Source organism: Microbacterium sp. LWH3-1.2 (assembly GCF_040675855.1).
Lineage (GTDB): Bacteria > Actinomycetota > Actinomycetes > Actinomycetales > Microbacteriaceae > Microbacterium.
Window position 1 is genome coordinate 2,670,706 of the sequence record NZ_JBEGIK010000001.1, and the last position, 26,236, is coordinate 2,696,941.

The 26,236-nt window shown below is 69.9% G+C and carries 22 protein-coding genes; 9 read left to right on the forward strand and 13 right to left on the reverse strand.

The window, feature by feature from the left end:
- Positions 1-63: 63 nt before the first annotated feature.
- The 4 genes from acnA to dut form a co-directional block, all read right to left on the reverse strand.
- Positions 64-2,892, reverse strand: coding sequence for an aconitate hydratase AcnA (gene acnA / locus MRBLWH3_RS12450; RefSeq protein WP_363432334.1), 2,829 nt, complete (start codon positions 2,890-2,892; stop codon positions 64-66).
- Positions 2,893-3,025: 133 nt separating this feature from the next.
- Complete coding sequence (locus tag MRBLWH3_RS12455) at positions 3,026-3,814, reverse strand: DUF3159 domain-containing protein (RefSeq protein WP_414685367.1); 789 nt, start codon at positions 3,812-3,814, stop codon at positions 3,026-3,028.
- A complete protein-coding gene (locus MRBLWH3_RS12460) occupies positions 3,811-4,410 on the reverse strand; it encodes a DUF3710 domain-containing protein (RefSeq protein ID WP_363432337.1) in 600 nt (199 codons plus the stop codon). Before MRBLWH3_RS12460 ends, MRBLWH3_RS12455 begins: the two co-directional genes overlap by 4 nt.
- Positions 4,407-4,859, reverse strand: a complete 453-nt coding sequence (dut, locus tag MRBLWH3_RS12465; RefSeq protein WP_363432340.1) for a dUTP diphosphatase — start codon at positions 4,857-4,859, stop codon at positions 4,407-4,409. The genes MRBLWH3_RS12460 and dut overlap by 4 nt, the downstream gene beginning before the upstream one ends.
- A 12-nt stretch (positions 4,860-4,871) precedes the next feature.
- Here dut and MRBLWH3_RS12470 point away from each other — a divergent pair, with 12 nt between their 5' ends.
- Positions 4,872-5,375 carry a DUF3093 domain-containing protein gene (locus MRBLWH3_RS12470; protein ID WP_363432343.1) on the forward strand — a complete coding sequence of 168 codons (504 nt, stop codon included), beginning with the start codon at positions 4,872-4,874 and terminating at the stop codon, positions 5,373-5,375.
- Here the strand turns inward: MRBLWH3_RS12470 and MRBLWH3_RS12475 are convergent.
- Positions 5,350-5,643: a DUF4193 domain-containing protein gene (locus MRBLWH3_RS12475; protein ID WP_045302586.1), complete on the reverse strand. Its 294-nt coding sequence runs from the start codon at positions 5,641-5,643 to the stop codon at positions 5,350-5,352. The two genes, MRBLWH3_RS12470 and MRBLWH3_RS12475, sit on opposite strands and share 26 nt — an antisense overlap.
- 263 nt (positions 5,644-5,906) lie before the next feature.
- Here MRBLWH3_RS12475 and sepH point away from each other — a divergent pair, with 263 nt between their 5' ends.
- Positions 5,907-6,950, forward strand: coding sequence for a septation protein SepH (sepH, locus tag MRBLWH3_RS12480; RefSeq protein WP_363432346.1), 1,044 nt, complete (start codon positions 5,907-5,909; stop codon positions 6,948-6,950).
- Between the two features lie 6 nt (positions 6,951-6,956).
- Here the strand turns inward: sepH and MRBLWH3_RS12485 are convergent, their stop codons facing one another.
- Complete coding sequence (locus MRBLWH3_RS12485; protein ID WP_363432349.1) at positions 6,957-8,078, reverse strand: alkaline phosphatase family protein; 1,122 nt, start codon at positions 8,076-8,078, stop codon at positions 6,957-6,959.
- A gap of 68 nt (positions 8,079-8,146) precedes the next feature.
- Here MRBLWH3_RS12485 and MRBLWH3_RS12490 point away from each other — a divergent pair, with 68 nt between their 5' ends.
- Positions 8,147-10,606: a DNA gyrase/topoisomerase IV subunit A gene (locus tag MRBLWH3_RS12490; RefSeq protein ID WP_363432351.1), complete on the forward strand. Its 2,460-nt coding sequence runs from the start codon at positions 8,147-8,149 to the stop codon at positions 10,604-10,606.
- A gap of 53 nt (positions 10,607-10,659) precedes the next feature.
- On the opposite strand, the gene MRBLWH3_RS12495 is transcribed toward MRBLWH3_RS12490, so the two are convergent.
- Complete coding sequence (locus tag MRBLWH3_RS12495; protein WP_414685368.1) at positions 10,660-12,741, reverse strand: DNA gyrase/topoisomerase IV subunit B; 2,082 nt, start codon at positions 12,739-12,741, stop codon at positions 10,660-10,662.
- A 168-nt stretch (positions 12,742-12,909) separates the two neighbouring features.
- Here MRBLWH3_RS12495 and MRBLWH3_RS12500 point away from each other — a divergent pair, with 168 nt between their 5' ends.
- On the forward strand, positions 12,910-13,128 hold the full coding sequence (locus tag MRBLWH3_RS12500) for a DUF7455 domain-containing protein (RefSeq protein WP_341999436.1): 219 nt from the start codon (positions 12,910-12,912) through the stop codon (positions 13,126-13,128).
- Positions 13,129-13,160: 32 nt separating this feature from the next.
- Here MRBLWH3_RS12500 and MRBLWH3_RS12505 read toward each other — a convergent pair whose 3' ends face one another.
- Positions 13,161-14,210 carry an alanine racemase gene (locus MRBLWH3_RS12505; RefSeq protein WP_363432354.1) on the reverse strand — a complete coding sequence of 350 codons (1,050 nt, stop codon included), beginning with the start codon at positions 14,208-14,210 and terminating at the stop codon, positions 13,161-13,163.
- Positions 14,207-14,938 carry an alanine racemase C-terminal domain-containing protein gene (locus tag MRBLWH3_RS12510; protein WP_363432356.1) on the reverse strand — a complete coding sequence of 244 codons (732 nt, stop codon included), beginning with the start codon at positions 14,936-14,938 and terminating at the stop codon, positions 14,207-14,209. The genes MRBLWH3_RS12505 and MRBLWH3_RS12510 overlap by 4 nt, the downstream gene beginning before the upstream one ends.
- Before the next feature lie 43 nt (positions 14,939-14,981).
- Here MRBLWH3_RS12510 and MRBLWH3_RS12515 point away from each other — a divergent pair, with 43 nt between their 5' ends.
- On the forward strand, positions 14,982-16,004 hold the full coding sequence (locus MRBLWH3_RS12515) for a sugar-transfer associated ATP-grasp domain-containing protein (RefSeq protein ID WP_363432358.1): 1,023 nt from the start codon (positions 14,982-14,984) through the stop codon (positions 16,002-16,004).
- 66 nt (positions 16,005-16,070) lie between these two features.
- Here MRBLWH3_RS12515 and MRBLWH3_RS12520 read toward each other — a convergent pair whose 3' ends face one another.
- From MRBLWH3_RS12520 to MRBLWH3_RS12530, 3 genes are all read right to left on the reverse strand, one after another.
- Positions 16,071-16,766 (reverse strand): coenzyme F420-0:L-glutamate ligase, encoded by a 696-nt coding sequence (locus MRBLWH3_RS12520; RefSeq protein WP_363432360.1) that lies wholly within the window; start codon positions 16,764-16,766, stop codon positions 16,071-16,073.
- Positions 16,763-18,109 carry an RNA polymerase sigma factor gene (locus MRBLWH3_RS12525; protein ID WP_363432363.1) on the reverse strand — a complete coding sequence of 449 codons (1,347 nt, stop codon included), beginning with the start codon at positions 18,107-18,109 and terminating at the stop codon, positions 16,763-16,765. The genes MRBLWH3_RS12520 and MRBLWH3_RS12525 overlap by 4 nt, the downstream gene beginning before the upstream one ends.
- 248 nt (positions 18,110-18,357) lie before the next feature.
- Positions 18,358-19,278, reverse strand: a complete 921-nt coding sequence (locus tag MRBLWH3_RS12530; protein WP_363432366.1) for a proteasome assembly chaperone family protein — start codon at positions 19,276-19,278, stop codon at positions 18,358-18,360.
- 85 nt (positions 19,279-19,363) lie between these two features.
- Between MRBLWH3_RS12530 and MRBLWH3_RS12535 the strand changes: the two genes are divergently transcribed.
- The 3 genes from MRBLWH3_RS12535 to sucB all read left to right on the forward strand — a co-directional run bounded on the left by MRBLWH3_RS12535 (position 19,364) and on the right by sucB (position 24,032).
- Entirely contained in the window at positions 19,364-20,851 is a 1,488-nt protein-coding gene (locus tag MRBLWH3_RS12535; RefSeq protein WP_363432368.1) for a leucyl aminopeptidase, read from the forward strand.
- Positions 20,848-22,221, forward strand: coding sequence for a dihydrolipoyl dehydrogenase (gene lpdA, locus MRBLWH3_RS12540; protein ID WP_363432371.1), 1,374 nt, complete (start codon positions 20,848-20,850; stop codon positions 22,219-22,221). The genes MRBLWH3_RS12535 and lpdA overlap by 4 nt, the downstream gene beginning before the upstream one ends.
- A gap of 62 nt (positions 22,222-22,283) precedes the next feature.
- The gene (gene sucB / locus MRBLWH3_RS12545) at positions 22,284-24,032 is read left to right on the forward strand and encodes a 2-oxoglutarate dehydrogenase, E2 component, dihydrolipoamide succinyltransferase (protein WP_363432374.1); all 1,749 of its coding nucleotides are present in this window, start codon (positions 22,284-22,286) and stop codon (positions 24,030-24,032) included.
- Between the two features lie 19 nt (positions 24,033-24,051).
- Here the strand turns inward: sucB and MRBLWH3_RS12550 are convergent, their stop codons facing one another.
- The gene (locus MRBLWH3_RS12550) at positions 24,052-25,365 is read right to left on the reverse strand and encodes a hypothetical protein (protein WP_363432377.1); all 1,314 of its coding nucleotides are present in this window, start codon (positions 25,363-25,365) and stop codon (positions 24,052-24,054) included.
- A gap of 124 nt (positions 25,366-25,489) precedes the next feature.
- On the opposite strand from MRBLWH3_RS12550, the gene MRBLWH3_RS12555 reads away from it, so the two are divergent.
- Positions 25,490-26,200, forward strand: coding sequence for a DUF4191 domain-containing protein (locus MRBLWH3_RS12555; RefSeq protein WP_363432380.1), 711 nt, complete (start codon positions 25,490-25,492; stop codon positions 26,198-26,200).
- The last annotated feature ends 36 nt before the right edge of the window (positions 26,201-26,236 follow it).

Genomic DNA, 26,236 nt, shown 5'->3' on the forward strand with positions numbered 1-26,236 from the left:
TCTACCCGGGGCAGGAAGGGGGACCGGATGCCGCGCAGCACCCGGTCCCCCGTGAATCAGCTGTCAGACCAGCGAGCGCAGCACGTACTGCAGGATGCCGCCGTTGCGGTAGTAGTCGGCCTCACCGGGTGTGTCGATGCGGACGACCGCGTCGAACTCGACGGTCTGCTTGCCCTCGGGCGAGAACTCGCTGGGCTCGGCCGTGACCTTGACGGTCTTCGGCGTCACGCCCTCGTTGAGCTGCTCGAGACCCGAGATCGAGACGATCTCGGTGCCGTCGAGACCCAGCGACTTCCAGCTCTCGCCGGCCGGGAACTGCAGCGGAACGACGCCCATACCGATGAGGTTCGAGCGGTGGATGCGCTCGAAGCTCTCGGTGATGACCGCCTTCACACCCAGCAGGCTCGTGCCCTTGGCCGCCCAGTCGCGCGACGAGCCGGAGCCGTACTCCTTGCCGCCGAAGATCACCAGCGGCGTGCCGGCCGACTGGTAGTTCTGGCTGGCGTCATAGATGAAGGACTGCGGGCCGCCGGCCTGCGTGAAGTCGCGGGTGAGCCCGCCCTCGACCTCGGCGCCGTCGTTGACCTCGCGCACGAGCTGGTTCTTCAGGCGGATGTTGGCGAATGTGCCGCGGATCATCACCTCGTGGTTGCCACGGCGCGAGCCATACGAGTTGAAGTCCTTGCGGTCCACACCGTGCTCGGCCAGGTATTGACCGGCCGGGCTGTCGGCCTTGATGTTGCCGGCGGGGCTGATGTGGTCGGTGGTGACCGAGTCCAGCAGTGTGGCCAGGACGCGGGCGCCGGAGATGTCGGCGACCGGGGTCAGCTCCATCGTCATGCCGTCGAAGTAGGGGGGCTTGCGCACATACGTCGAGGCCTCGTCCCACTCGAACACGTCTCCGGTGGGCGTCGGGAGGGTCTTCCAGCGCTCGTCGCCCTCGAACACGCTCGCGTACTGCTGCGTGAACATGTCTTTGTTGATCGACGAGTCGATCGTGCGCTGCACCTCCGCCGAGTCGGGCCAGATGTCGCGGAGGAACACGTCGTTGCCGTCCCGGTCCTTGCCCAGCGCGTCGGTCTCGAAGTCGAAGTTCATCGATCCGGCGAGCGAGTAGGCGATCACGAGGGGCGGGCTCGCGAGGTAGTTCATCTTGACGTCGGGGTTGATGCGACCCTCGAAGTTGCGGTTGCCCGAGAGCACGGCCGTCACGGCGAGGTCGTTCTCGTTGATCGCCGCCGACACCTCTTCGATCAGGGGTCCGGAGTTGCCGATGCACGTGGTGCAGCCGTAGCCGACGGTGTAGAAGCCGAGGTCCTCGAGGTCCTGGGTGAGGCCGGCCTTCTCGTAGTAGTCCGTGACGACCTTCGAGCCCGGCGCGAGCGTGGTCTTGACCCACGGCTTGGCCTTGAGGCCCTTCTTGACCGCGTTGCGGGCGAGCAGGCCCGCGGCCAACATGACCGACGGGTTCGACGTGTTCGTGCACGAGGTGATCGCCGCGATCGTGACAGCGCCGTGATCCAGCACGAACTTCTCGCCGCCCTCGAGCGTCACCTGCGTGGGCTTGGAGGCCGTCGCCGGTGCGTGGCTGCGATGGTGGTGCTGGTGGGTGCTGTGCTCGTCCTCCGGGGAGTTTCCGGGCGGGTCGGACGCTGGGAAGGACTCGGCTCCCTCGAGGTCGACGAGGTCGTGGTCGACCTCGGCGTAGTTGGTGAGGTCGACCTCGAACTGCCGCTTGGCCTCGGCGAGGACGATGCGGTCCTGCGGACGCTTCGGCCCGGCGATCGACGGGACGACCGTCGACAGGTCGAGCTCCATGTACTCGCTGAAGACCGGCTCGCGCGAGGCGTCGTGCCAGAGCGTCTGCTCCTTGGCGTAAGCCTCGACGAGGGCGAGCTGCTGCTCGTCGCGGCCGGTGAGGCGCAGGTAGTCGATCGTCACGTCGTCGATCGGGAACATCGCGGCCGTCGAGCCGAACTCGGGGCTCATGTTTCCGATGGTGGCGCGGTTGGCGAGCGGCACGGAGGCGACGCCCTCGCCGTAGAACTCGACGAACTTGCCGACCACGCCGTGCTTGCGCAGCATGTCGGTGATCGTGAGCACCACGTCGGTCGCGGTGACACCGGTGGGGATGGCGCCGGACAGCTTGAAGCCGACCACCTTCGGGATCAGCATCGACACGGGCTGGCCGAGCATGGCCGCCTCTGCCTCGATGCCGCCGACGCCCCAGCCGAGCACCCCGAGCCCGTTGACCATCGTGGTGTGGGAGTCGGTGCCGACACAGGTGTCGGGGTAGGCGCGCAGGACGCCTCCGACCTCGCGGTCGTAGATGACCTTGGCGAGGTGCTCGATGTTCACCTGGTGCACGATGCCCGTGCCCGGGGGGACCACCTTGAAGTCGTTGAACGCGGTCTGGCCCCAGCGGAGGAACTGGTATCGCTCGCCGTTGCGCTCGTACTCGATCTCGACGTTGCGCTCGAGCGCGTTCTCGGTGCCGAAGAGGTCGGCGATGACCGAGTGGTCGATGACCATTTCCGCCGGCGAGAGCGGGTTGATCCGGGTCGGGTCTCCTCCGAGGGCGCCCACGGCCTCGCGCATGGTGGCGAGGTCCACGATGCACGGCACGCCCGTGAAGTCCTGCATCACGACGCGAGCCGGCGTGAACTGGATCTCCGTGTCGGGCTCGGCCGCGGCATCCCACGATCCGAGGGCCTGGATCTGCTCCTTGGTGACGTTGGCGCCGTCCTCTGTGCGCAGAAGGTTCTCCAACAGCACCTTGAGGCTGAACGGGAGTTTCTCGTAGCCCGCGACCGTGTCGATGCGGAAGATCTCGTAGTCGGTGCTGCCGACCGTCAGGGTGCTCTTCGCACCGAAGCTGTCAACCGTGGACACGTCTGTCTCCTTCGTCGGCGGCGGGATCGTGCCGGAGTCCGGCAACCCCATCTTCCCCCGCACCGGAGCCCTCGGCTAGTGAGGCCGACCTAACGGACCGGAGGAAATTTATCTTGATGTCGAGATAAATGTATCACTTCGCCGTGCGCGGATAGAGCGCGCGCACGGCGAGCCATGTGACCGCGACCAATGGCGCGAACAGGGGCAGCCCCATGATCAGCTTCAGGGTGCCGAGCGCGGTGACGTCGCCGGCGAAGTACAGAGGCACCTGCACGATCAGGCGGAGTGCGAACAGCCCCGCCCAGGCGATCGACAGCCAGAAGAAGACGCGCCGCTTGCGTTTGACGGCGCGCCACGCGGTGCCCTCGCCCATGAGGACGCCCACCGCAAGACCGATGAGCGGCCACCCGATGAGTGCCGAGACGAGGAACGCGGTGCCGTAGAGCGTGTTGGTGAGGAAGCCGGGGATGAAGCTGTCCTCTCCCCTGCCGGTCCACAGGGACAGCCCTGCGGCCGCCGCGGCCGCGATCAGGCCGCCGATGGCGGCGCTCGCGGACTGCCGCTGGATGAGGCGAACGATGGTGAAGACCGCGGCGAGCCCGACCGACAGCCCGAGGCTCAGCGGGAGGTTGCCGGAGCGGACATCAGGGTCGGGGTCGTAGGTCGCCGTCCATGCGACGAGGAACACGACGCCCGGAAGGACGGACTCGAGGATGCCGCGCCAGCCGCCCATCGCGGCCCACACGGCATGCCCCGTGCTCTTGCCCTCGGCCGGGTCGAGACCCGCGCGGCGCGCAGCGCCGCCCAGTGCGGCGCCGAGCATCTCGGACGCCGAGGGTGCAGCATCCGTTCCGTCCGTGTCGCCGGCAGGGGCGTGCGCGGCGGGCTCCGCCGCGTCGTCGGGGCGTGAGGTGTCGCTCACGCCGAGCCCGGCGTCGCCGGCATCTTCAGCGGGATGAGGTCGCGTGGCGGCATCGGCGAGCCGCCGCGGACGACCACGATCGACCGGAAGAGGTCTTCCACGGCAGCGGCGGCCTCCACGTCGGCCGTGGCCGCACCGCCGATGACGCCGCGCAGGAACCAGCGCGGTCCGTCGACGCCGACGAAGCGGGCCAGGCGCTTGCCGGCCGTGCCGTCGGGGCCGGCGATGACGGGCACCTCGGCGAGGAGTTCCGGACCGAGCGGTCCTTCCCGCTCCTCGACGCGGCCGCCCTGCTGGCGGATCTGCTGGCGGATCTGCTCGCGCGTCTCTTCCCACAGGCCCGCTGAACGCGGCGCGGCGAACGGCTGCACCTGAAGGGTCGATCCGGCGTAGTCCAGTCCGACGGCGACGATGCGCTTGGTCTGCTCCTCGACCTCGAGGCGCAGGTTCAGGCCCTCGCGCGGGAGGATCTTGATCCCGCCGAGATCGATGTACGGACGGACCGGGTTGGCCTCCGACTCGTCGAACGGGCCGATGGAGGCGCGGTCGTCGGGTGCGACCTTGCGCGGTCCGTCGACGGATGAGGGGTCGGTCATGCGAGGACTCCGTCCTTCTGATAGCCCGTGGAGCCGAAGCCCCCCTCGCCGCGCACGCTGTCGGGGAGGGTTTCCACGGGGATGAACACGGCGCGCGGGACGGGCATCACGATGAGCTGGGCGATGCGGTCGCCCACGGCGATGTCGTGCGCGTTCGTGGCATCGGTGTTCAGCAGGATCACCTTGATCTCGCCGCGGTAGCCGGCGTCGATCGTTCCCGGCGCGTTCACGATCGTGATCCCGTGCTTGGCGGCCAGGCCGCTGCGCGGCACCACGAACGCGACGCAGCCGTCAGGCAGCGCGATCCGCACGCCGGTGCCGACGAGGGCGCGCTCACCGGGTTCGAGGCGCACCGCCTCGGCGGCGACGAGGTCGGCTCCGGCGTCCCCGGGGTGCGCGTACACCGGAACGTCGGGGGCGATAATGGGGACGTCCACCGTTTCAGTCACCCAACGAGGGTAATGCAGAACTCAACGCCCCACGCCGGTGCCCGGACCGGCCGCGTCGACGGCTATCGCGAGCGGCTCGGCCCGTCACTGTGGATCCTGGTCGCGGCGGGGATGGCGGCGCCGATGGTGGCGCTCGTCGTCACGCCGATCGACACGACCGTCGCACTCGTCGTGGGCGCAGCCGTCGGCATCCTGCTGATCGCGCTGCTGATCCTGGCGGCCCCCGTCGTCGAGGTCCGGGACGGCGAGCTGCGAGCGGGACGCGCGCACATCGGCGTGGAGTTCCTCGGCGCAGGAGAAGCGCATGCCGGGGAGGACGCGCGCCATGCGCGCGGTGCAGGACTGGACCCGCGGTCGTGGCATCTCATCCGGGGCGGGATCGACCCAGTCGTCGTGTTCCCTGTGACGGATGCCGATGATCCGACGACCGCGTGGGTGATCTCCTCGCGGACGCCGGACCGACTGGCCGCCGCGGTGCGGCGGGCTCAGATCACGCGGCGCACTCAGTACAGATAGGGCCGTCGGCGGTCTCGTGATCGAGCTGCGAGCGGTGCTTCACGAGGAAGCAGTTCGAACAGGTGAACTCGTCCTCCTGGGCGGGCAGAACGACGACGTCGAGCTCGAGGTCCGACAGGTCGGCACCGGGCAGCTCGAAGCCCGACGGGTTGTCGGCGTCCTCCACATCGACCGAGCCCGAGAGCTTGTCGGGAACGCGCTCCTTGAGCGCCTCGATCGACTCGCTGTCGTCCTCGGTCTTGCGGGGGGCGTCGTAATCGGTGGCCATGCGTGAAGATCTCAACTTCCGGGTATTCGCGGTTGCGCTCGCCCTTGCGGGCGGCGATAGTTTGCACGACCATTTCCCTTTTCGCAAATGCGATCGGGCACGATCCTGACCGTGCGTTCGCGTGAAACTCGCGGCACGCGCGGGATATTCCCGGCCCTCGTGGTGCGCTATGACACGATGGGGCGGACAGGCGGGCTCTGAAGCCGTGAAGTCCGCCGGACCAGCGCAGCCAAGAGCCGGCACGAGAAGCAGGGAGCGTCCGCATGGAACAGCTCAAGGTCATCGGAACCGAGGACGACAAGCTCATCCTGGCGACGGAGTCCGGCGAGAGATTCACGCTCGACGTGGACGACGTGCTGCGCGGGGAGCTGCGCAAGGCGCGCCGCGAGCGCGAGGCCGATGTGCAGACCCCGCGTCCGAGCCCCCGCGAGATCCAGGCCCACATCCGCTCCGGTCTGTCCGCGCGCGAGGTGGCAGAGCTGCTCGGCGCCCGCGTGGAGGACATCGTGCGCTTCGAGGGCCCCGTGCTCGCCGAGCGCGAGCACATCGTCGGCCAGGCGCTGGCCGTTCCCGTGCTCCTCGGCGGTGACTTCGAGGGCGACGGGCAGACGACATTCGGCTCGGCGGTGCGCGCCAAGCTCGCCGAGGCGGGCGCGGTCGGCGAACGCTGGACCAGCTGGAAGGAGCCGACCGGCTGGATCGTCAAGCTGGAGTTCACCTCGAACGACATCGGCCACGACGCCCGCTGGGGGTTCGACCCGCGCCGGAGCACGCTGTCGCCGCTGAACACCGACGCCATCCAGCTCTCGCGTCAGGGGTCTCTCCCCGAGGGGCTCATCCCCCGGCTGCGCGCCCTCGACAGCGTGGCTGCGAAGGACGACTCCCGCTTCGACAGCGGGGCGTTCGGTCCGCGCCGCCTTCCCGACGCCGACATCGAGTCACCCGACATCCCTGGCCCGGCCGCACCCGCCGTCCAGGAGGCCGCCATCAAGCGCGCCAGCGAGCCCGCCGTGGTGACCTCGGCCGAGACCGCCGACCTTCTCGAGGCACTGCGTCGTCGTCGCGGTCAGCGTGAGCCGCTCCCGGGTGCCGAGGAGGTCGTGTCGGGTCCACGCTCGCCCGCGCCGGTTGCGCTCTTCGACGCGCTGGAGCCGGGATACGACGAGTCGTCGTCCGACGAGGAACCGCCGGCATCCGACTACCAGGCGCCGACGCCGGCTGCTGTTGCCGAGGCCGGTCGTCGCAAGGGACGCACGTCGATGCCGTCGTGGGACGAGATCGTGTTCGGCGCCCGCTCCGACGACTGATGAACTTCAGGCTCCGGCGAACGCGCCGAGCCGGATGAGCGGCACGATCCGCTCCTCGTCGGTCAGCGAGCCATGCTGCCCGATCATCTTCTGCGGGGCCTTGTCGGCGAGCCGGTCGTCGTAGTATGCGACGCCCGCGCGCGCGGCGACGATCACGTCGCCGATCCGCGCAGCGACTTCCGGCTCGACCGTGCCCACCAGCCCTGACGACTCGAGTTCGGCGCGTGAGAAGACCCACGAACGGGATGCCTCGGCCTGCCGCCACCTCCCCAGCACCGCATCTGCCGCACCCGACTCCGCGTACAGGTGGAGCATCCGAGGTTCTCCGCCGATGAGGCGGACGCCGTCGAGCAGGTCGTCCCCCTCCTCCAGAAGGAGATGGCGATGCCGCGGCACGTCGACCATGCCGTGGTCCGACGTGACCACGACGCCGGTGCCGCGGTCGAGGGATGTCGAGAGCGTGCGGGCCGCGGCATCCACCCGCTCCAGCCCGGCGACCCATTCATCGGACTCCCAGCCGCGCTTGTGGCCGATCGCGTCGAGATCGGGCGCATAGAGATAGATGAGGGAACCCGGATGCTGCGCCGCGAGGTCGGCGGCGAGGCTCACGCGCTCGTCGAGGTCGTCGGCGCCGTGGAATTCGGCGTCGCCGAGGGTGGCCGCCGTGAAGCCGGTGCCCGCGTACTCGTTGCGCGACACGGCGAGGAACGGCCTGCCGAGCGTGGCGGACAGCGGGGCTGCCCGCTGGAACTCCAAGGGCAGGCCGTCGGTGTCCCAGCCGCGCAGCAGATTCACCACGTCGTCGGTGCCGGGTACGCGCGCCCGATAGCCGACGATGCCGTGCTCCCCCGGCAGCGTGCCCGTCAGCAGGCTGGTCAGTGCGGCAGCCGTCGTCGACGGGAAGACCGAGCGCGCGACATCCTTCTTCGAGCGAGCCTCGCTGAGGAAGCGGGCGTGCCCGGATCGGGCCGAGAGGTTGGAGACACCGAGTCCGTCGAGCACCCAGACGATGGCGCTCCGCGCCGGCGCGAACCACTCCGAGCTGCCGTCGAGCGCTGCCGACATCTCGGTCACGACACGGGTGAGGCTCCGGGCGCGCGGCGGGTCCACGGGTAGGCTGAGGGTCATCGGGGCCAGTCTCGCACACGCGGCCGCGCCCCCTCGCTCCCCGCCGTCACCCGAGGCTTCATCGACACATGCCCGCTTCCCGCACCGATTCCTCCTCAGCCGACCACGGACGCATCGAGGACGTCGACGTCTCTTCGGAGATGCAGACGTCGTTCCTCGAGTACGCGTACTCGGTCATCTACTCGCGCGCGCTCCCCGACGCGCGCGACGGACTCAAGCCGGTGCAGCGTCGCATCCTGTTCCAGATGGCCGACATGGGCCTTCGTCCGGACCGCGGCCATGTGAAGAGCGCCCGTGTGGTCGGCGAGGTGATGGGAAAGCTGCACCCGCACGGCGACGCCCCCATCTACGACGCCCTCGTGCGTCTCGCACAGCCCTTCTCGCTGCGTGTGCCCCTGGTCGACGGGCACGGAAACTTCGGCTCGCTCGACGACGGTCCCGCCGCACCCCGGTACACCGAGGCCCGTCTCGCCCCGCCGGCGCTGGCCCTCACCGAGAACCTCGACGAGGACGTCGTCGACTTCATCCCGAACTACGACGGCCAGTTCCAGCAGCCGGAGGTGCTGCCGGCCGCGTTCCCCAACCTCGTCGTCAACGGTACGACCGGCATCGCGGTCGGCATGGCGACCAACATGGCGCCGCACAACCTGGTCGAGGTCGTGGGAGCCGCGACGCACCTGCTCGAGAACCCTGAGGCGACGGTCGACGAACTGATGGAGTTCGTGCCCGGTCCCGACCTTCCCGGCGGCGGCATCATCGTCGGCCTGGACGGCATCAAGGATGCGTACACGAACGGCCGCGGCAGCTTCCGCACGCGGGCGAAGGTGTCGATCGAATCCCTCGGCCCGCGCCGCACCGGCCTCGTCGTGACCGAGCTGCCGTACCTCGTCGGCCCCGAGCGCGTGATCGAGAAGATCAAGGACGCCGTCAACGCCAAGAAGCTCCAGGGCATCGCCGACGTCAACGATCTGACCGACCGCCACCATGGCCTGCGCCTGGTGATCGGCATCAAGACGGGATTCGACCCGCAGGCGGTGCTCGACCACCTCTACCGTCTGACGCCGCTCGAGGACTCGTTCAGCATCAACAACGTCGCCCTCGTCGAGGGACAGCCGCAGACGCTCGGACTTCGTGAGCTCCTGCGCGTCTACCTCGACCACCGAATCAGCGTGGTCACGCGCCGCAGCCGCTACCGTCTCGAGCGTCGCAGGGAACGCCTGCACCTCGTCGAGGGCCTGCTCATCGCGATCCTCGACATCGATGAGGTCATCCAGGTCATCCGTACATCCGACGACAGCGAGCAGGCGCGCACGCGCCTGATGAGCGTCTTCGACCTGTCGGAGGCGCAGTCCGAGTACATCCTCGAGCTGCGACTGCGTCGCCTCACGAAGTTCTCGCGCATCGAGCTCGAGGCCGAGCGCGACAACCTCAAGAAGGAGATCGCCCAGCTCGAGGAGTTGCTCGGCAGCGACGTGCTCCTGCGCGCGCAGGTGGCGCACGAATTGGATGCCGCCGCCGAGGCGTTCGGCACCCCGCGGCGCACGCTGCTGCTCAACGGCGGACCCGTCCAGCCGCGCTCGCGTGCGGCTGCGGCAGCCGCCGACCTGCAGATCGCCGATGCGCCGTGCCGCGTCTTCCTCTCTGCCACCGGCCGCATGGTGCGTGCCGAGCTCGTGGCCGATGCACCCGCCGGGGGCATCGTCGCGCCATCACGACGCTCCAAGCACGACGCCATCCGCTCGGCGGTGGACGCCACCACGCGCGGCGACATCGGCGTGGTGACGAACCTCGGCCGCCTGGTGCGCTTCTCCCCCGTCGACCTGCCGTCCGTGCCGGGAAACTCCGTGCAGCTGGCGGCCGGGACGCGTGGCGACCAGTACCTCGGACTGAGTGGCGGCGAGCACATCGTCGCGCTCGTGCCGCTCGCAGACGCCCCGCCGATTGCCATCGGAACAGCGCAGGGCATCGTCAAGCGTGTGGCCGCCAGCGAGATCGCCAACAAGCACGACGTCGAGATCATCGCCCTCAAGGACGGCGACCGGGTCGTCGGCGCCGCCCCCGCCTCGGACGGCGCCGAGCTGGTGTTCGTGGCCAGCGACGCGCAGCTGCTGCGCTTCGACGCGTCATCTGTGCGCCCGCAGGGCCGGTCCGCCGGCGGCATGGCCGGCATCCGCCTCACCGACGGCGCACAGGTCATCGCGTTCGACGTCGTCGGGCCCTCCGAGTTCGACGCCGTCGTGGTGACGATCGCCGGCTCGACGACGGCGCTCGCGGGCACCGACGCCGGCAGCGCCAAGGTGTCGCTGTTCAGCGAGTTCCCCGCGAAGGGCCGGGCGACCGGCGGTGTGCGCGCTCAGCGGTTCCTCCGTGGAGAGGATGCGCTCACGATCGCCTGGGTCGGCACCGAACCGCGCGCCGTCGGGCCGGACGGCGCGACCCGCGCTTTGCCGGAGTCCGGCGCGAAGCGCGACGCGTCGGGCACCGCGCTCGACGGAGTCATCGGCGCCGTCGGCACCGGCATCCGCTGAGTCCCTGCCGGTTCGGCCCCACCGTGTGGGTGGGGCGAACCGGCAGCCGGCCGTCACGCGTCGATGCGCTCGCGCACCAGGCGATCGCTGGAGTCGATGATGAACTCCTTGCGCGGCGCCACGTCGTTGCCCATCAGCAGTTCGAAGACGGATGCCGCCGCCTCGGCATCCTGCATCCGCACGCGTCGGAGCGTGCGGCCGCTCCGGTCCATGGTCGTCGTGGCCAACTGGTCCGCGTCCATCTCGCCGAGGCCCTTGTAGCGCTGAACCGGCTCCTGCCAACGCTTGCCGGCCTTCGTGAGCTTCGTGAGGAGTCCATGCAGCTCGGCCTCGGAGTACGTGTAGATCGTCTCGTTGGGCTTGGAACCGGGGTTCATCACGACCACGCGGTGCAGCGGCGGGACGGCGGCGTACACGCGGCCCTCGTCGATGAGCGGTCGCATGTACCGGAAGAACAGGGTCAGCAGCAGCGTGCGGATGTGGGCGCCGTCGACGTCGGCGTCGCTCATCAGGATGATCTTGCCGTAGCGCGCGGTGTCGAGGTCGAACGAGCGGCCCGAGCCGGCTCCGATCACCTGGATGATCGCGGCGCACTCCGCGTTCGAGAGCATGTCGCTGATGGACGCCTTCTGGACGTTGAGGATCTTGCCGCGGATCGGCAGCAGCGCCTGGAACTCGCTGTTGCGTGCGAGCTTGGCGGTGCCCAGGGCCGAGTCGCCCTCGACGATGAACAGCTCCGACTCGGCGACGTCGTTCGACCGGCAGTCAGCGAGCTTCGCAGGGAGCGACGAGGACTCGAGCGCGTTCTTGCGGCGCTGCGTCTCTTTGTGGGTGCGCGCGGAGATGCGCGCCTTCATCTCGGAGACGACCTTGTCGAGCAGCAGCGAGGTCTGCGCCTTGTCGTCGCGCTTCGGCGACGTGAAGCGCGCGGTGAGTTCGCGCGTGACGACGTTCGACACGATCTGGCGGACCGCCGGTGTGCCGAGCACCTCCTTGGTCTGACCCTCGAACTGCGGCTCGGCGACGCGCACGGTCAGCACGGCGGTGAGCCCGGCGAGGATGTCGTCCTTCTCGAGCTTGTCGTTGCCGACCTTCAGGCGACGTGTGTTCTGCGCCACCTGATCGCGCAGCACCTTCATGAGGCCCTGTTCGAACCCCTGCTGGTGCGTGCCGCCCTTGGGTGTGGCGATGATGTTGACGAACGAGCGCGACACCGTCTCGTAACCGGTTCCCCACCTGACGGCGATGTCGACGTGGCACTCGCGCTCGAGCTCTGTCGGCACCATCGCGCCCGAGGGCTGCAGCACCGGGACGGTCTCGGTGAACATGCCCTCACCGGTGAGTCGCCACGTGTCGGTGACGCCGGAGTCGGGTGCGAGGAAGTCGGCGAACTCGGAGATGCCGCCGTCGAACCGGTAGCTCGTCTCGACAGGCTCGCCGGCCTCGGTGCCGGGTCGCTCGTCGCGGATGACGATCTCGAGGCCCGGGACCAGGAACGCGGTCTGGCGCGCGCGCTGCTCGAGCTCCTGCAGGTTGAACGCCGCGTCCTTCGTGAAGATCTGGCGATCCGCCCAATAGCGGATGCGCGTGCCGGTCACGCCCTTCGCGGCGCGGCCCGCGACCCGCAGCTCGCTGCGCTCCTCGAAGGGGGTGAAGCCCGAGTCGGGGCTGCCGTTCGAGAAGACACCGGGCTCGCCCCGGTGGAACGACATCGCCCACGTCTTGCCGCCGCGGTCGACCTCGACGTCGAGGCGCTCCGAGAGCGCGTTGACGACCGATGCCCCGACGCCGTGCAGACCGCCCGATGCGGCGTACGAGCCGCCCCCGAACTTGCCACCCGCGTGGAGCTTGGTGAAGACGACCTCGACGCCGGTCAGCCCTGTGCGCGGCTCGATGTCGACCGGGATGCCGCGGGCGCGGTCGCGCACCTCGACGCTGCCGTCGGCGTGGAGCACGATGTCGATGCGTGAGCCGTGGCCGGCGAGTGCCTCGTCGACGGAGTTGTCGATGATCTCCCACAGGCAGTGCATGAGGCCGCGCGAGTCGGTCGAGCCGATGTACATGCCAGGTCGCTTGCGGACCGCTTCGAGCCCTTCGAGCACCTGGAGATGATGGGCGGAGTACTCGGCGGTCACAATCTCCTATCGTAATCGGGGCGCCCGACGGCCCCGCACAGACACGCTTCAGGGCCGGCAAGCGTACGCGCTCAGCGAAATGTTGCCGATTCGCGGCATTCTCGAAACATCGGCGTGGTTGTATTTCATGACCGCGAGAGAGTTCTACGAATACGAGGAGGCACCGACATGACCACGCTATCGACACCCACCGAGCCCGGCGCCGTCCTCGAGCACCGCCTCACGGCGATGGATCGTTGCGACTCCTGCGGCGCACAGGCGTACATCGCGGCCGAGGTCAACGGCAGCGAGCTCCTCTTCTGCGCCCACCACGGACGCAAGTACGAAGAGAAGCTTCGCGCCATCGCGACCTCGTGGCACGACGAGACCGCTCGCCTCGCCGAGTAGGAACCGTCCCGTCAGACTCGCACCCGTCGCTTTCAGCGGCGGGTGTATCTGCGTTCCACGAGCGGTGACACGCGCAGGGCGATCTCCTCACCGATCGTGCCGATGAGCTCCGCGAGATCCGTCGCGCTCGCTTCGCCGGAAGCGCCCGGACCGTAGATGGTGACGGCATCCCCGACGGCGGCTCCCGGCCACGCGGCGACGAGAGAATCCGAGTCTCCGACGGCGATGAGCGGCCGGCTCCCGGCGGGTGTTCCGACCACCGCGCGAGTGCGCAGTGTTGACGGAAGCCCGTGGAGAGATCCGAGATCGACCCTGACGGACTCTCCGGCCACCTCGATCACGTCGGCCTCGAGCGTTCCGATCGGCGTGAGGCCGAGGTCGGCGGCGGAGGGGCCTCCGGCCGAGCGGATGCCGTAGCAGAACGCCCCTACGCGAACCATGTCGTAGCGGAACGGCGGACGGGCGAACGAGGCGGCGCTGGCGGCCAGATGACGCATCGCCGGGCGGAGGCCCACGGCCGCGGCCGCGTCGAGCGCCCACTCGTAGACCAGGCGGGCGTCGTCGTCCTCGGCGTCCGACGCCTCCGCGATGTGGCTCCAGACACCCACGACGTCGATGACGCCTTCCGTCTGCAGCGCAGCCGCGCGCGACACGAACCCCGGCCACTGCTCCGGCCGCACGCCGTTGCGGTGCAGGCCGGTGTCGATCTTGAGGTGCGCGCGCACCGTCGAGCCGGCGTCCCGCGCGGCCTCCGCGAGCTCCTCCAGCAGATCGGCGTCGCCGATGCCGAGGTCGATCCCCCGGGCGACGGCGGCGTCGAGGTCGTCGCGTGAGGCAGCGATCCAGGCGAAGATCCGGGCGTCGTCGCCGACGGCATCGCGCACCGCACACCCCGTCCGCACGTCGAAGGCGCCGAACCAGGTCACCCCCGTTGCGGAGGCGGCCCGCACGACGGGCGCCAGGCCGTGGCCGTAGGCGTCGTCCTTGACCACGAGCATCAGCTCGGCGGGAGACACCGTGTCGCGCACGCGCGCGACGTTCGCCACGAGGGCATCGAGGTCGACGGAGAGGCGGGCGGTCACGGTGCCTCCACACGGGTGGCGCGAAGTCCGACCGCCGTGATCAGCTCGCCGGCGGTCAGCCCCGTGGCGTGCACCCAGTCGGCGAGCGACGGCTCGCCCAGCGCCGGGTCGCCGAGGAAGAGGACCTCCGCGCCGCGCGGGATCGCAGCATCCGCGATCTCCACCACGCACACGTCCATCGCGACGCGCCCGACGATGGCGTGCCGCTCCCCCGCGATCACCACGTGAACCGCGCCGCCGAGCCCGCGCACGATGCCCTGGGCATAGCCGCCGGTGACCAGCGCGACACGGGTGTCGGCCGGCGCGCGGTACGCGTAGCCGTACGACACGCCTTCCCCGGCCCGGAGATCCTTCACCGAGAGCACGGTGCCCGTGAGTCGAAGGGCCGGCGCCGTCGGGTGCTGCACACCGGTGAGCCCGAAGAACCACGAGGGCGAGAGATGCTGCGCTCTCGCGGGCATCGCCCAGGGCTCGGAATCCTGGCGGCGCCTCGCGCGAACGCTCGCTCCGGACGTGAAGCCCTCCCTCGCGAGCACGCGCCGCGCGAGCTCCGCGCCGTGTCCCCAGGCATCCGCTTCCAGGATCGACGGGTCGTACCAACGGATGCCGCGCTCCCACGCGGCCCGGGCGTTCGCGGTGAGTGCAGCCCGCGAGACGCGTGCAACCGGGGCGCTGCGGGGGTCCGATCCCGGCACGGCATGGTCGTGCCCAGGGATCGCGGAACTCACGCCCCTAGACTATCGGGGTCCCCGAACCGAACCCGGAGCACGCATGTCTTCTCAGGGCCTCGCCCTCTCGAACCGCCTTCGCTACCTCGCCTGGCGGGTCCGTCGCATCGATGTAGGCTCCGTGCTGGAGCGCGCGCACGAGACCGCGCACGCGCACGGCAAGTGGACCCCCGCGGTCGTGGTCGACATGCTGTGGTCGGCCGGTTTCAAGCAGGTCGGCTTCCAGGACTACGTCGACTACGACTTCGCGATCCTGAACCGGTCGGAGCGGGCGACCTACATGACGCATCCGGTCTCGAACGAGCTGTCGCAGAAGTACGACGATCCCGCCTACCGGGGCCGGTTCCAGGACAAGGTCGAGTTCGACCGCACGTTCAGCGACTTCCTCCGTCGGGAATGGATGGTCGTCGAGGAGGGCAATGCCGACGCGGTGCGCACCTTCGCCCAGAAGCACGGCACGATCGTCACGAAGGAGCCGGTGGGCCAGGCGGGCACGGGTGTGCACCGCTACCACGCAGCCGACGTCTCGGATTGGGACGACTTCCACCGCGGGCTGCTGTCGCGCGGCGAGCTGCTGATCGAGGAGGTCATCCGCCAGCACGCCGACCTCGCGGCCGTGTGCCCCGGAACCGTGAACACCACGCGTGTCACCGCGTTCTTCGACGGCGAGAAGACCCACATCCTGGCGATGGCGCAGAAGTTCGGTCGCGGGGCGGTGAGCGACCAGATGACCTTCGGCGGCTTCTACACGATGCTCGACGAGAACGGCCATGCCGTCGGCCCCGGCTACGACTCGCATGGCCACGTGCACGAGAAGCACCCAGACAGCGGCTTCCTCATCGCAGACTTCCAGCTGCCCATGATCGACGAGGTCAGGGCGTTCGTCGACCAGGTCGCGCGCGTCGTGCCCCAGATCCAGTACGTCGGCTGGGACATCGTGGTCTCGCCGGACGGTCCGGTGCTCGTCGAGGGCAACTGGGGCGCCGGTGTCTACGAGAACAAGCCGAGCGTCACCGGCATCCGCACCGGCCACAAGCCCCGCTACCGCGAGGCGATCGGATTCTGACCTCGCTCCGAACACGCGAGAGGCGCGGCATCCGTGAAGGATGCCGCGCCTCTCGCGTGGGCCGGTTCAGATCGTCCGGACGATGCCGAGCGGCGTCGACTGGTGGCCCTGACCCAGCGGGTTGTCCCTGAGGATCGAGACGAGACGCTTCTCTTCCGCCTTGTCGAGCGTGGAGCCGAGGATGTTGCCGCCGAGGTCGTTGATGTCGACCACGGCCACCTCGGGTACCCCGCCGAGCAGCGCCTTGAGGTGGGTCGCGACCTCGCGCGGGCGCTCGGGTCCGAGCACGACGGCCTTGTTGTACGGGGGGATCGTTCCCGACGTCGGTCCGTCGATCGCGCGGGCTTTGTCGCCGGCGATGCGATAGAAGTCGCCCTTGCGGCCGAACAGCTTGGTCACGGCGGAGACGGCGGCCGCGAAGAGGATGCGGAGCGTGCCGCACTCTCGCAGCGCCATCTCCATCGTCTCGGGCATGCCGAGTCCGATGCCGTAGGGCGTGCGGGTGACGTACTTCGAGAGGAAGAGCGCCAACCTGCGCGGCGTGATGTCCTCGACGAGGTACGAGCGTCCCTGCGTGATCGCGACGATCTTCTCCGTCACGAACAGCAGGTCGCCTTCGCGCACCGCATCGGCCGCGTACTCGCGGACGAAGGCGTCGAGGTCGTCGCCCGGCATCACGACCCGCGTGCGGATCGGGATGCGCGCGAACGACGAGCCTTCGACCTGTACGGTGAGCGCCTTGCCGGCGTTCGCCTCACTCACTCGAGGTAGTCCCGCAGCGACTGCGAACGCGACGGGTGCCGCAGCTTCGCCATCGTCTTCGACTCGATCTGGCGGATGCGCTCGCGGGTGACCCCGAACGTGTCGCCGATCTGGTCGAGCGTCTTCGGCTGGCCGTCGCCGAGGCCGAAGCGCATGCGGATCACGCCGGCCTCGCGCTCCGAGAGCGAGTCGAGCAGCGACTCGAGCTGGCGCTGGAGCATCGTGAAGCCCACAGCGTCGGCCGGGACCACGGCCTCGGTGTCTTCGATGAGGTCACCGAACTCGCTGTCGCCGTCCTCACCGAGAGGCGTGTGCAGCGAGATCGGCTCACGGCCGTACTTCTGCACCTCGATGACCTTCTCGGGCGTCATGTCGAGCTCGCGGCTGAGCTCCTCGGGCGTGGGTTCGCGACCGAGGTCCTGGAGCATCTGGCGCTGGACGCGCGCGAGCTTGTTGATGACCTCGACCATGTGCACCGGGATACGGATGGTGCGGGCCTGGTCGGCCATGGCGCGGGTGATGGCCTGACGGATCCACCACGTCGCGTAGGTCGAGAACTTGAAGCCCTTGGTGTAGTCGAACTTCTCGACCGCGCGGATGAGACCGAGGTTGCCCTCCTGGATGAGGTCCAGGAACTGCATGCCACGGCCCGTGTAGCGCTTGGCGAGCGAGACGACGAGGCGCAGGTTGGCGCCGAGCAGGTGGCTCTTCGCGCGCTGGCCGTCGCGGGCGACCCACTGCAGGTCGAGACCGAGCTGCGAAGTCTTCTCCGCGGCCGACATGTGCGACAGCTTCTCTTCGGCGAACAGACCCGCCTCGATGCGCATCGCGAGCTCGACCTCTTCGGCCGCGTTCAGGAGCGGCACCTTGCCGATCTGCTTGAGGTAGTCCTTGACGGGGTCGGCCGTCGCGCCGGTGATCTGGGTCGAGTAGACCGGCACGTCGTCCTCGTCGCTGGACGAGATGACGATCGCGCCGGTGGGAAGAGGTTCGGTGAACGCCGGCTTGGTGCTCTCCTCCTCTTCCTCCTCGTCCTCGGAGGCGTTGGCGTCTTCGCCGACGGCGGCCTTGGCGCCCTTGGCCGGCTCGCCGGCCTCCGCTGCGTCGTCGCCGTCCGCGTCGTCGCCCTCGTCCTCGAGTTCGACGTCCTCGTCGAGCTCCTCGACGTCGTCCTCGAACTCGTCGTCCGACTTCTTCGCGCGCTTCGACGCGGTCTTCGGTGCGGCCTTGGTCTTGGCGGCGCCCTTGGCCACGGGAGCCTTCTTGGCGGCCGCGGTCTTCGTCTCGTCCGTCTCGGTGTCCTTCGCGGCCGAGCGAGCCTTGGTGTTCGTGCCTGGAGTCACGTTTCGCCTTTCACCGGTCGAAGCGCCCTGCGCCTCTCCGGTCGGTTCGGACACTAGTAAGACCCTTGTCAAGTCCACATCTTCGAAAGGGTGCCCCACGAAGATGGTTGACAACGGGTCAGAGCGTCTAGTATCTCATACTTGCCGTGCGCCACCAGCATCGCCCTGCCGCGACCAGGCGCACCTCCATCTCCCATGTCAACACCCCGCACGGGCGTCGAATTCCTCCGACGCACGGGGCGGCGCGATCAGGAGCCGCGCTTGTCGTCCTCCGCCGGCCGCGTTGCCAGGAACCGCTCGAGTTCGGCCGCCAGCTCGTCGGCACTGGGCAGGTCGCCCGTGTGGATCATCGGGGTCGCGAGAGTGGATCCGGCCATGTAGGCGTCGTAGCGCTCCTCGAGGCCCTGCACCATGCGCGCGAGCTCGTCGCTGCCCTCGATCTGCTCGGTGACCTTCTCGAGATACTCGCGGTTCTCCTCGCGCAGCTCGTCGCCCGCGAAGACGAGTCCTGTCGCGACGGTGAGGCTGTCGAGAGCCGCCAGAGCGGCGGCGGGGTACTCGGTGTCGCCGAGATAGTGCGGGATCAGCAGCACGAAGCCCGCGACGCGCACGCCCGCGGCGGCGAGCCGGTACTCGAGCAGGTGACCCGCCGTCGCCGGCACCTGCGTGTGGGGCTGCCACACCGAGTGCGCCTCGGTCAGTTCCGACCGGGTTCCGCTCACCGTCGTGCCGATCGGGCGCGTGTGAGGCACGGGCATCGGGATCGCATGGACCCACGTCACCGTCGACACGCCGTACAGCTCTGTGAATTCCAGGATCGCCTCGGTGAAGGCATCCCAGGCGAAGTCCGGCTCGTAGCCTGCCAGCAGCAGGAACGGCTGCCCGAGCGCGTCGTGGGCGAACGACAGCTCCAGACGGGACGGGCGGTAGTCGGTGAGGTGGTCCTTCTCGAACGACACGATCGGGCGGCGTGCGCGGTAGTCCAGCAGCGTGTCGTTGGAGAACACCGCGAGGGGCGTCGGCGAGAGCTCGTCGCGGAAGTAGTCGATCACTCGGCTCACGGCGCTGCCGGCATCGGTGAACCCGGTGAGGGCGATCACCAGCGGCAACCCGCGCGGCACGGGCGGCGCTGACGCCGCACGTTCGAACAGCGGGCCGGGAAAAGGCATGCCCCCATGCTACGAGCCGTCCGCGGAGCTCGGGTCGTGACGGTCGCGCTCAGAGCGAACAGTCGTCGTCCCTAGGATGGAGACCATGTCGCTCCCCGACCTCGAGTACCGCACTGCACCCGTCCGAGAGTCCGACGCCGACCTTCTCCTCCTCGCGCTCCCCCCGCTCGACGCCGATGGAAGCCCCGATCTCTCGGACTGGCCCGGACTGGCCGAGGCGCTGTCGGGAGTGGGCTTCACCGGTGCCGTAGGCGCCTGGGTGCGGGTCCACGTGCCCGATGCGACGACGGTTCCGCTGGCTGTCGTGGGGACCGGTTCGGCTCCGGATGCTGCGGCCCTGCGCGATGCGGTCGGCGCGGCTGTCCGCGCCATCACCGGGTTCGCGACGGTCGCCGTCGCCGCGCCCTTCGCCGATCCGTCGCTGTGGACGGCGGCCGCGGAGGGCGCCGCGCTCGGCGGCTACCGCTTCGAGGGGTACAAGACCGAGGCGCCGAAGCCTCGCGCGCAGCGCGTGGTCGTGCACGGCACCGCCGAGCCGGACCACGTCGCGCTCAGGCTGATCGTGGAGACCGCAGCATCCGTCGCCCTCGTCAAGGACCTCGTGAACACCCCGGCGGAATGGCTCGGGCCCGCGGATGTCGCCGCGCGTGCCACCGAGTCCGTCGCAGACCTGCCGGTCACGGTCGAGGTCCTCGATGAGGAGGCGCTGCGCGAGCAGGGCTTCGGTGGGATCCTCGGCGTGGGGCAGGGCTCGGATCGCCCGCCGCGCCTCATCCGCCTCGAGTACGCGCCCGAGGGCGCCGCCAGGCACGTGGCGCTGGTGGGCAAGGGCATCACGTTCGATACCGGTGGCCTGTCGCTGAAACCGGCCGCGTCGATGGTGGGGATGAAGTACGACATGGCGGGCGCCGCAACCGTGCTCGGCGTGCTGCGGGCCGCGGCGTCCGTCGGCGCTCCTGTCAAAGTGACGGCGTGGCTCTGCGTCGCCGACAACATGCCCTCGGGCCGCGCCACGCGCCCCGGCGACGTGCTGCGCCTGCTCGACGGCACGACCGTCGAGGTGCTCAACACCGACGCCGAGGGCCGCCTCGTGCTCGCCGACGGACTGGTCGCGGCCAGCCGGGAGAAGCCCGACGTGATCGTCGATGTCGCAACGCTCACCGGTGCGATCCTCATCGCCCTCGGCACGCGTCACACCGGCGTGATGGGAGACGACGACGCCGTGGCCGCCTACCTCGCCGCGGCTGGCGAGACCGGCGAGCCCGCATGGCAGCTGCCCCTCCCCGCCCACATGGTCGAGGAGCTCGACTCCCCGATCGCCGACCTGCAGAACGCCAAGATCGGCGACCCAGCCGGCGGCTCGCTGTTCGCAGGACTGTTCCTGCGCCACTTCGTCGGCCGCACCGCCGACGAGACGGATGCGCCCCGAATCCCCTGGGTGCATCTCGACATCGCCGGAAGCGGGACTCACAAGGGTGCGCCGTACGGCTTCACCGACAAGGGACCGACTGCCGCCACCGTGCGCAGCCTGATCCGCTTCGTCCTGGCTGACCTCGATGAGGAGGCACGATGACCGACCACTCCTTCGATCTCGTCGTACTCGGCGGTGGAAGCGGCGGCTACGCGGCCGCACTCCGCGCCGCGGAACTCGGCAAGACCGTGGCCCTTGTGGAGAAGGACAAGGTGGGAGGCACGTGCCTGCACCGCGGGTGCATCCCGACGAAGGCGCTGCTGCATGCTGCCGAGGTGGCCGACACGGCACGGGATGCTGCGGCCATCGGCATCCGCGCGACGTTCGACGGCATCGACCCGGCGGGCGTCCGCGCCTACCGCGAAGGCATCGTCGCGAAGAAGTACAAGGGACTCGAGGGCCTGGTCAAGGCCCGCGGCATCACCGTCGTGAGCGGAGAGGGCCGCCTCGAGGCGGGTCCCGCCGTGCGCGTCGGCGACGACCTCTATCGCGGCACCGACGTCGTGCTGGCCACGGGCTCGTACAGCCGGACGCTGCCCGGGCTGGAGATCGGCGGTCGAATCCTCACCAGCGAGCACGCCCTCGAGCTCGACGAGATCCCCGGCAGCGTCGTCATCCTGGGCGGCGGGGTCATCGGCGTCGAGTTCGCGAGCGTCTGGCGCTCGTTCGGCGCCGAGGTCACCATCGTCGAGGCACTCGACCACCTCGTGCCCAACGAAGACGTCGCGCTCAGCAAGGGCCTCGAGCGCGCGTTCCGACGCCGCGGCATCCCGTACTCCCTCGGGGTGCGGTTCCAGAGTGCGTCGCAGACCGCGGACGCGGTGACGGTGACGCTCGAGGACGGCAAGACCTTCACCGCGGACTACCTGCTCGTCGCCGTCGGGCGCGGGCCGGCGACCGCGGGCCTCGGCTACGAGGACGCCGGTGTGACGATCGATCGCGGCTTCGTCATCACCGACGAGCGGCTGCGCACCGGGGTCGACCACGTGTGGGCGGTGGGTGACATCGTCCCCGGCCCCCAACTCGCCCACCGCGGATTCCAGCAGGGCATCTTCGTCGCCGAGGAGATCGCGGGTCTGTCGCCCGTCGTGATCCCCGACGCCCACATCCCCAAGGTCACGTACAGCCACCCGGAGGTCGCGTCCGTGGGCCTCACAGAGGCGCAGGCCGCCGCCGCGCACGGCGCGGACGACGTCGTCTCCTACGAGTACAACCTCGCAGGCAACGGCAAGAGCGAGATCCTCGGCACGAGCGGCATCGTCAAGGTCGTGCGCGCCAAGGACGGCCCGGTCCTCGGCGTCCACCTGATCGGCGACCGCGTCGGCGAACTCATCACCGAGGGACAGCTCGTCGTCGGCTGGGAAGCCCACCCCGAAGACATCGCGCCGTTCATCCACGCGCACCCGACCCAGTCCGAAGCGCTCGGCGAGGCGTTCCTCGCTCTGGCGGGCAAGCCGCTGCACGCGCTGTGACCCTCCGGGGCGCGCCCCATCACTAAGCTAGATCCGATATTTCTTCAGAAGGAGACATCCTCATGAGCACATCCGTGGTCCTCCCCGCTCTCGGCGAGAGCGTGACCGAGGGAACGGTCACCCGCTGGCTCAAGAACGTCGGCGACACGGTCCAGGCGGACGAGGGCCTGCTCGAGATCTCCACGGACAAGGTGGACACCGAGATCCCTTCGCCGGTCAGCGGCGTGATCGAGGAGATCCTCGTGCAGGAGGACGAGACCGTCGAGGTCGGCGCCGTGCTGGCGAAGATCGGTGACGGCTCCGGAACCCCCGCCGCCGCCCCGGCTCCCGAGGCCGCCGAGGCGCAGGCCGCGCCCGCTGAAGCCGCCCCTGCGGCGCCCGCGGAGGCTCCGGCAGCCCCGGCGGAGGCCGCGCCGGCAGCCGCTGCCGCGCAGCCCGCCGCGTCCGCAGGCGGAGGCAAGGATGTCGTCCTGCCCGAGCTCGGGGAGAGCGTCACGGAGGGCACCGTCACCCGCTGGCTCAAGCAGATCGGCGAGGAGGTCGCCGTCGACGAGCCGCTCCTCGAGATCTCGACCGACAAGGTCGACACCGAGATCCCGTCGCCGTTCGCCGGCGTGCTTACCGAGATCCTGGTCGCCGAAGACGAGACCGCCGCCGTTGGCTCGCCGCTCGCCCGCATCGGGGAGGCCGGCGCGGTGGCCGCCGCCGCAGCGCCTGCTCAGGCACCGGCCGCTGAGGCTCCGGCTCCGGCCGCTGCACCGGCTCCTGCCCCGGCCGCCGCTCCCGCGGCCGCTCCTGCCCCGGCTCCCGCTCCCGCGGCCGCCCCGACCCCGGCCGCCGCTCCTGCTCCCGCCGCGGCCCCTGCGCCCGCTGCTCCGGCGCTTGTCGCCGAGGAGGACGGGATCACCTACGTCACGCCGCTCGTTCGTCGCCTCGCCCAGCAGCAGGGCGTCGACCTCGGTTCGGTGAAGGGCACCGGCGTCGGCGGTCGCATCCGCAAGGAGGACGTGCTCAAGGCGGCGGAGGCCGCAGCGTCCGCTCCTGCCGCGGCTGCCGCTGCCGCTGCGCCCGCTCCCGCGCCGCTCGAGGTGTCGCCGCTGCGCGGCACCACGCAGCCGATGTCGCGTCTGCGCAAGGTGCTCGCCGCGCGGGCCGTGGAGTCGATGCAGTCGACGGCGCAGCTGACCTCGGTTGTCGAGGTGGACGTCACGAAGCTCGCGACCTTCCGCGACAGGGTGAAGAACGACTTCCTGGCGAAGACGGGCGACAAGCTGTCGTTCCTGCCGTTCTTCGCACTGGCCGCCGCCGAGGCGCTCCAGGCGTACCCCGTCGTGAACTCGACGGTGGACGGCGATCAGATCGTCTACCCGGCGAGCGAGAACCTCTCCATCGCGGTCGACACCGAGCGCGGGCTCCTGACTCCGGTGCTCCGTGACGCGGCGGGCAAGCATCTCGCCCAGATCGCGCATGAGATCGCCGACCTCGCCGCGCGCACCCGCGACAACAAGCTGAAGCCCGACGAGCTCGCGGGCGGCACGTTCACACTGACCAACACCGGTTCGCGCGGCGCGCTGTTCGACACCCCCGTCGTCTTCCTGCCCCAGACCGCGATCCTCGGCACCGGCGTGGTCGTCAAGCGTCCCGGGGTCGTGACGGTCGACGGCAAAGACGCGATCTCGGTGCGCTCGTACGTCTACCTCGCGCTGTCGTACGACCACCGCGTCATCGACGGTGCGGACGCTGCGCGCTTCCTCGGTGCCGTGAAGACGCGCCTGGAGGCCGCCGCGTTCGAGGGCAACCTGGGGATCTGATCGGGGGCGGTTCCCGCTTCTATGGCTGCTGCGCGACGTCGGAGACGTCGCGCAGCAGCCATTTCTCGTCTGCGCGCAGGATCACGACCATCTGCGACGGGATGGACGCGTCGCTCGCATCCACCCGGAGCACCGCGATGTCGCCGAAGTCATCCAGGAGCGTCACGGTGCGCCCCGCGGCAGGCAGGTCGATGGCGCCGCCGGCCAGCGGCGTGGCCTCCACGGTCACGTCCGTGAGGCAGGCGTCGTCGTGTCCGACGCAGGCGTTCCGTGCGTCCAGCAGCTCTCCCGTGATCCGAGCGAGGTCGGCGGACTCCCCCGCCGGCGCGCCGCCAGTCGATGTCGCCCGTGGGGCGGAAGCGGCCGGAACGGATGCTGCGGGCTGGGGTGGCGCGGTCGGCGCAGCGCTCGCTCGGTCGTCGGTTGCTACCCCGCTCGCGGTCGGCCATAGCGCGCCGCCGGCGAGGACGGCCGCCGCGACGGCTCCGCCGACAAGCCACGGCGTGCGTCGCGTTCCGGTCTTCGCCCCGTCCCCCGTGCGTCGCAGTCGCCGCCACATCGCTGTCGTCGCGCGCGACACGGAGTCCGCGAGTTCGTCGTCCACGCCGGCGACGAGCGTCTGCCACATCGAACGCGGTGCGGGCTCGTGTGTCACGTCGGCCACGCGCGTCTCCTCATGCGCACGAGCAACGGCATCGGTGGCGCTCCGGGGGCTGAGGCTGACCGTGCTGAGCGGCTCCGCGTCGGCCAGGGCGAACAGCGCCTCCTCGACCGCCTCCAGCTCGTGGACCGAGATGCGCTCGGCGGTGACGGCGCGCAGCACGGTCTGCCACGTGCGGTGCGCCGGAGGGTCGACACTCACCTGCTCGAGGACGCCCGCTGACGCTTCGAACGCGCGCCGGGCAGAGGCATCCGTCGCCAGCACAGGCCGTCCGGCGTCGTCGAGCCACCAGTCGCCCTCAGCATCGGGCGCGTTCGCGATCTGCGCGCAGCCGCGCAGCACACTCACTCCCAGCGTGACGGCCTCACCCAGGCTGAGCGGCATCCGCGCGGCACGTCGGCGCACGAAGTCTTCGAGGCGCTCGGGGCACACCGGCAGCACGACATCGTGTCCGTCGACGCGTCGCACGACGTCGACCGGAGTCAGTACGTGGCCGTCGGGCGCGGCTTCCCACCCTCTCCACTGCGGGCCGAGAACGGCGGCGTCGACGAGCACCCACGCGTCGCCCCGGGCGGTGCGCACAAGCGTGCCCGGCCACGGGCAGTCATCCCGCGCCCGCACCGCGCGGATGGCGCGGTAGGGGCTCCTGAGCGTGCCATCGGCGGTCGTCATGTCGCCAGTGTGCGGCGCCGTCCTCCCGGGCCGTCCCGCCCCGGCGACGTCTGTGGATGAATGCCGTGCCTCCTCGGCTGGGGAGGAGCCGAGGAGGAGCCCGCGAAAAGGTACGCTGGAAGCTATGGCCGCGCGCAGTTCCGCCCCCGAGAAGGGCCCGGGATTCTTCTCCCAGATCCGCACCCTCTACACCTTCACGCAGAAGGAGTTCCGCTGGCTGCCGTACCTGCTGATCGGCATACTCCTCCTCGGCACCGCCGTGGGCGTCGGCATCGGTTTCCTCATCCCGCCGGTCGCCGTCTGGAGCGTCATCCTGTGGGGTGTCACCGGCCTCATGCTGGGCGTCCTCGCGTCGATGATGACGATGACGCGTCTGTCGACGCGGGCGATGTACAAGAAGATCGACGGGATGCCGGGTGCCACCGGTCACGTCCTCTCGACGTCGCTGGGCCGCAAGTGGCAGGCCAGCGAGATGCCGGTGGGGATCAATCCCAAGACTCAGGAGGCCGTCTACCGCGCGATCGGTCGCGGCGGCGTCGTGATCGTCGGCGAGGGTGCCCGCGGCCGCCTCACCCGGCTCGTGAACGACGAGCGCTCCAAGGTGCAGCGCGTCGCTTCCGGCGTTCCCCTGACGGTGCTGTACGTGGGGCACGGCGAGGGCGAAACGCCGATCTCCAAGCTGGCGCCGACCATCAAGGCGCTGCCTACGAAGATCGACCGGGCGACGATGGCCGCGGTCATCAAGCGCGTCGAGTCGGTCTCGCAGTCGCTCACGTCACTGCCGATCCCGAAGGGCATCGACCCCACGAAGGTCCGTGCGCCGCGTCCTCGCTGAGCGCACGTGCACGAACCCGGTCCGGCGGAGATGCCG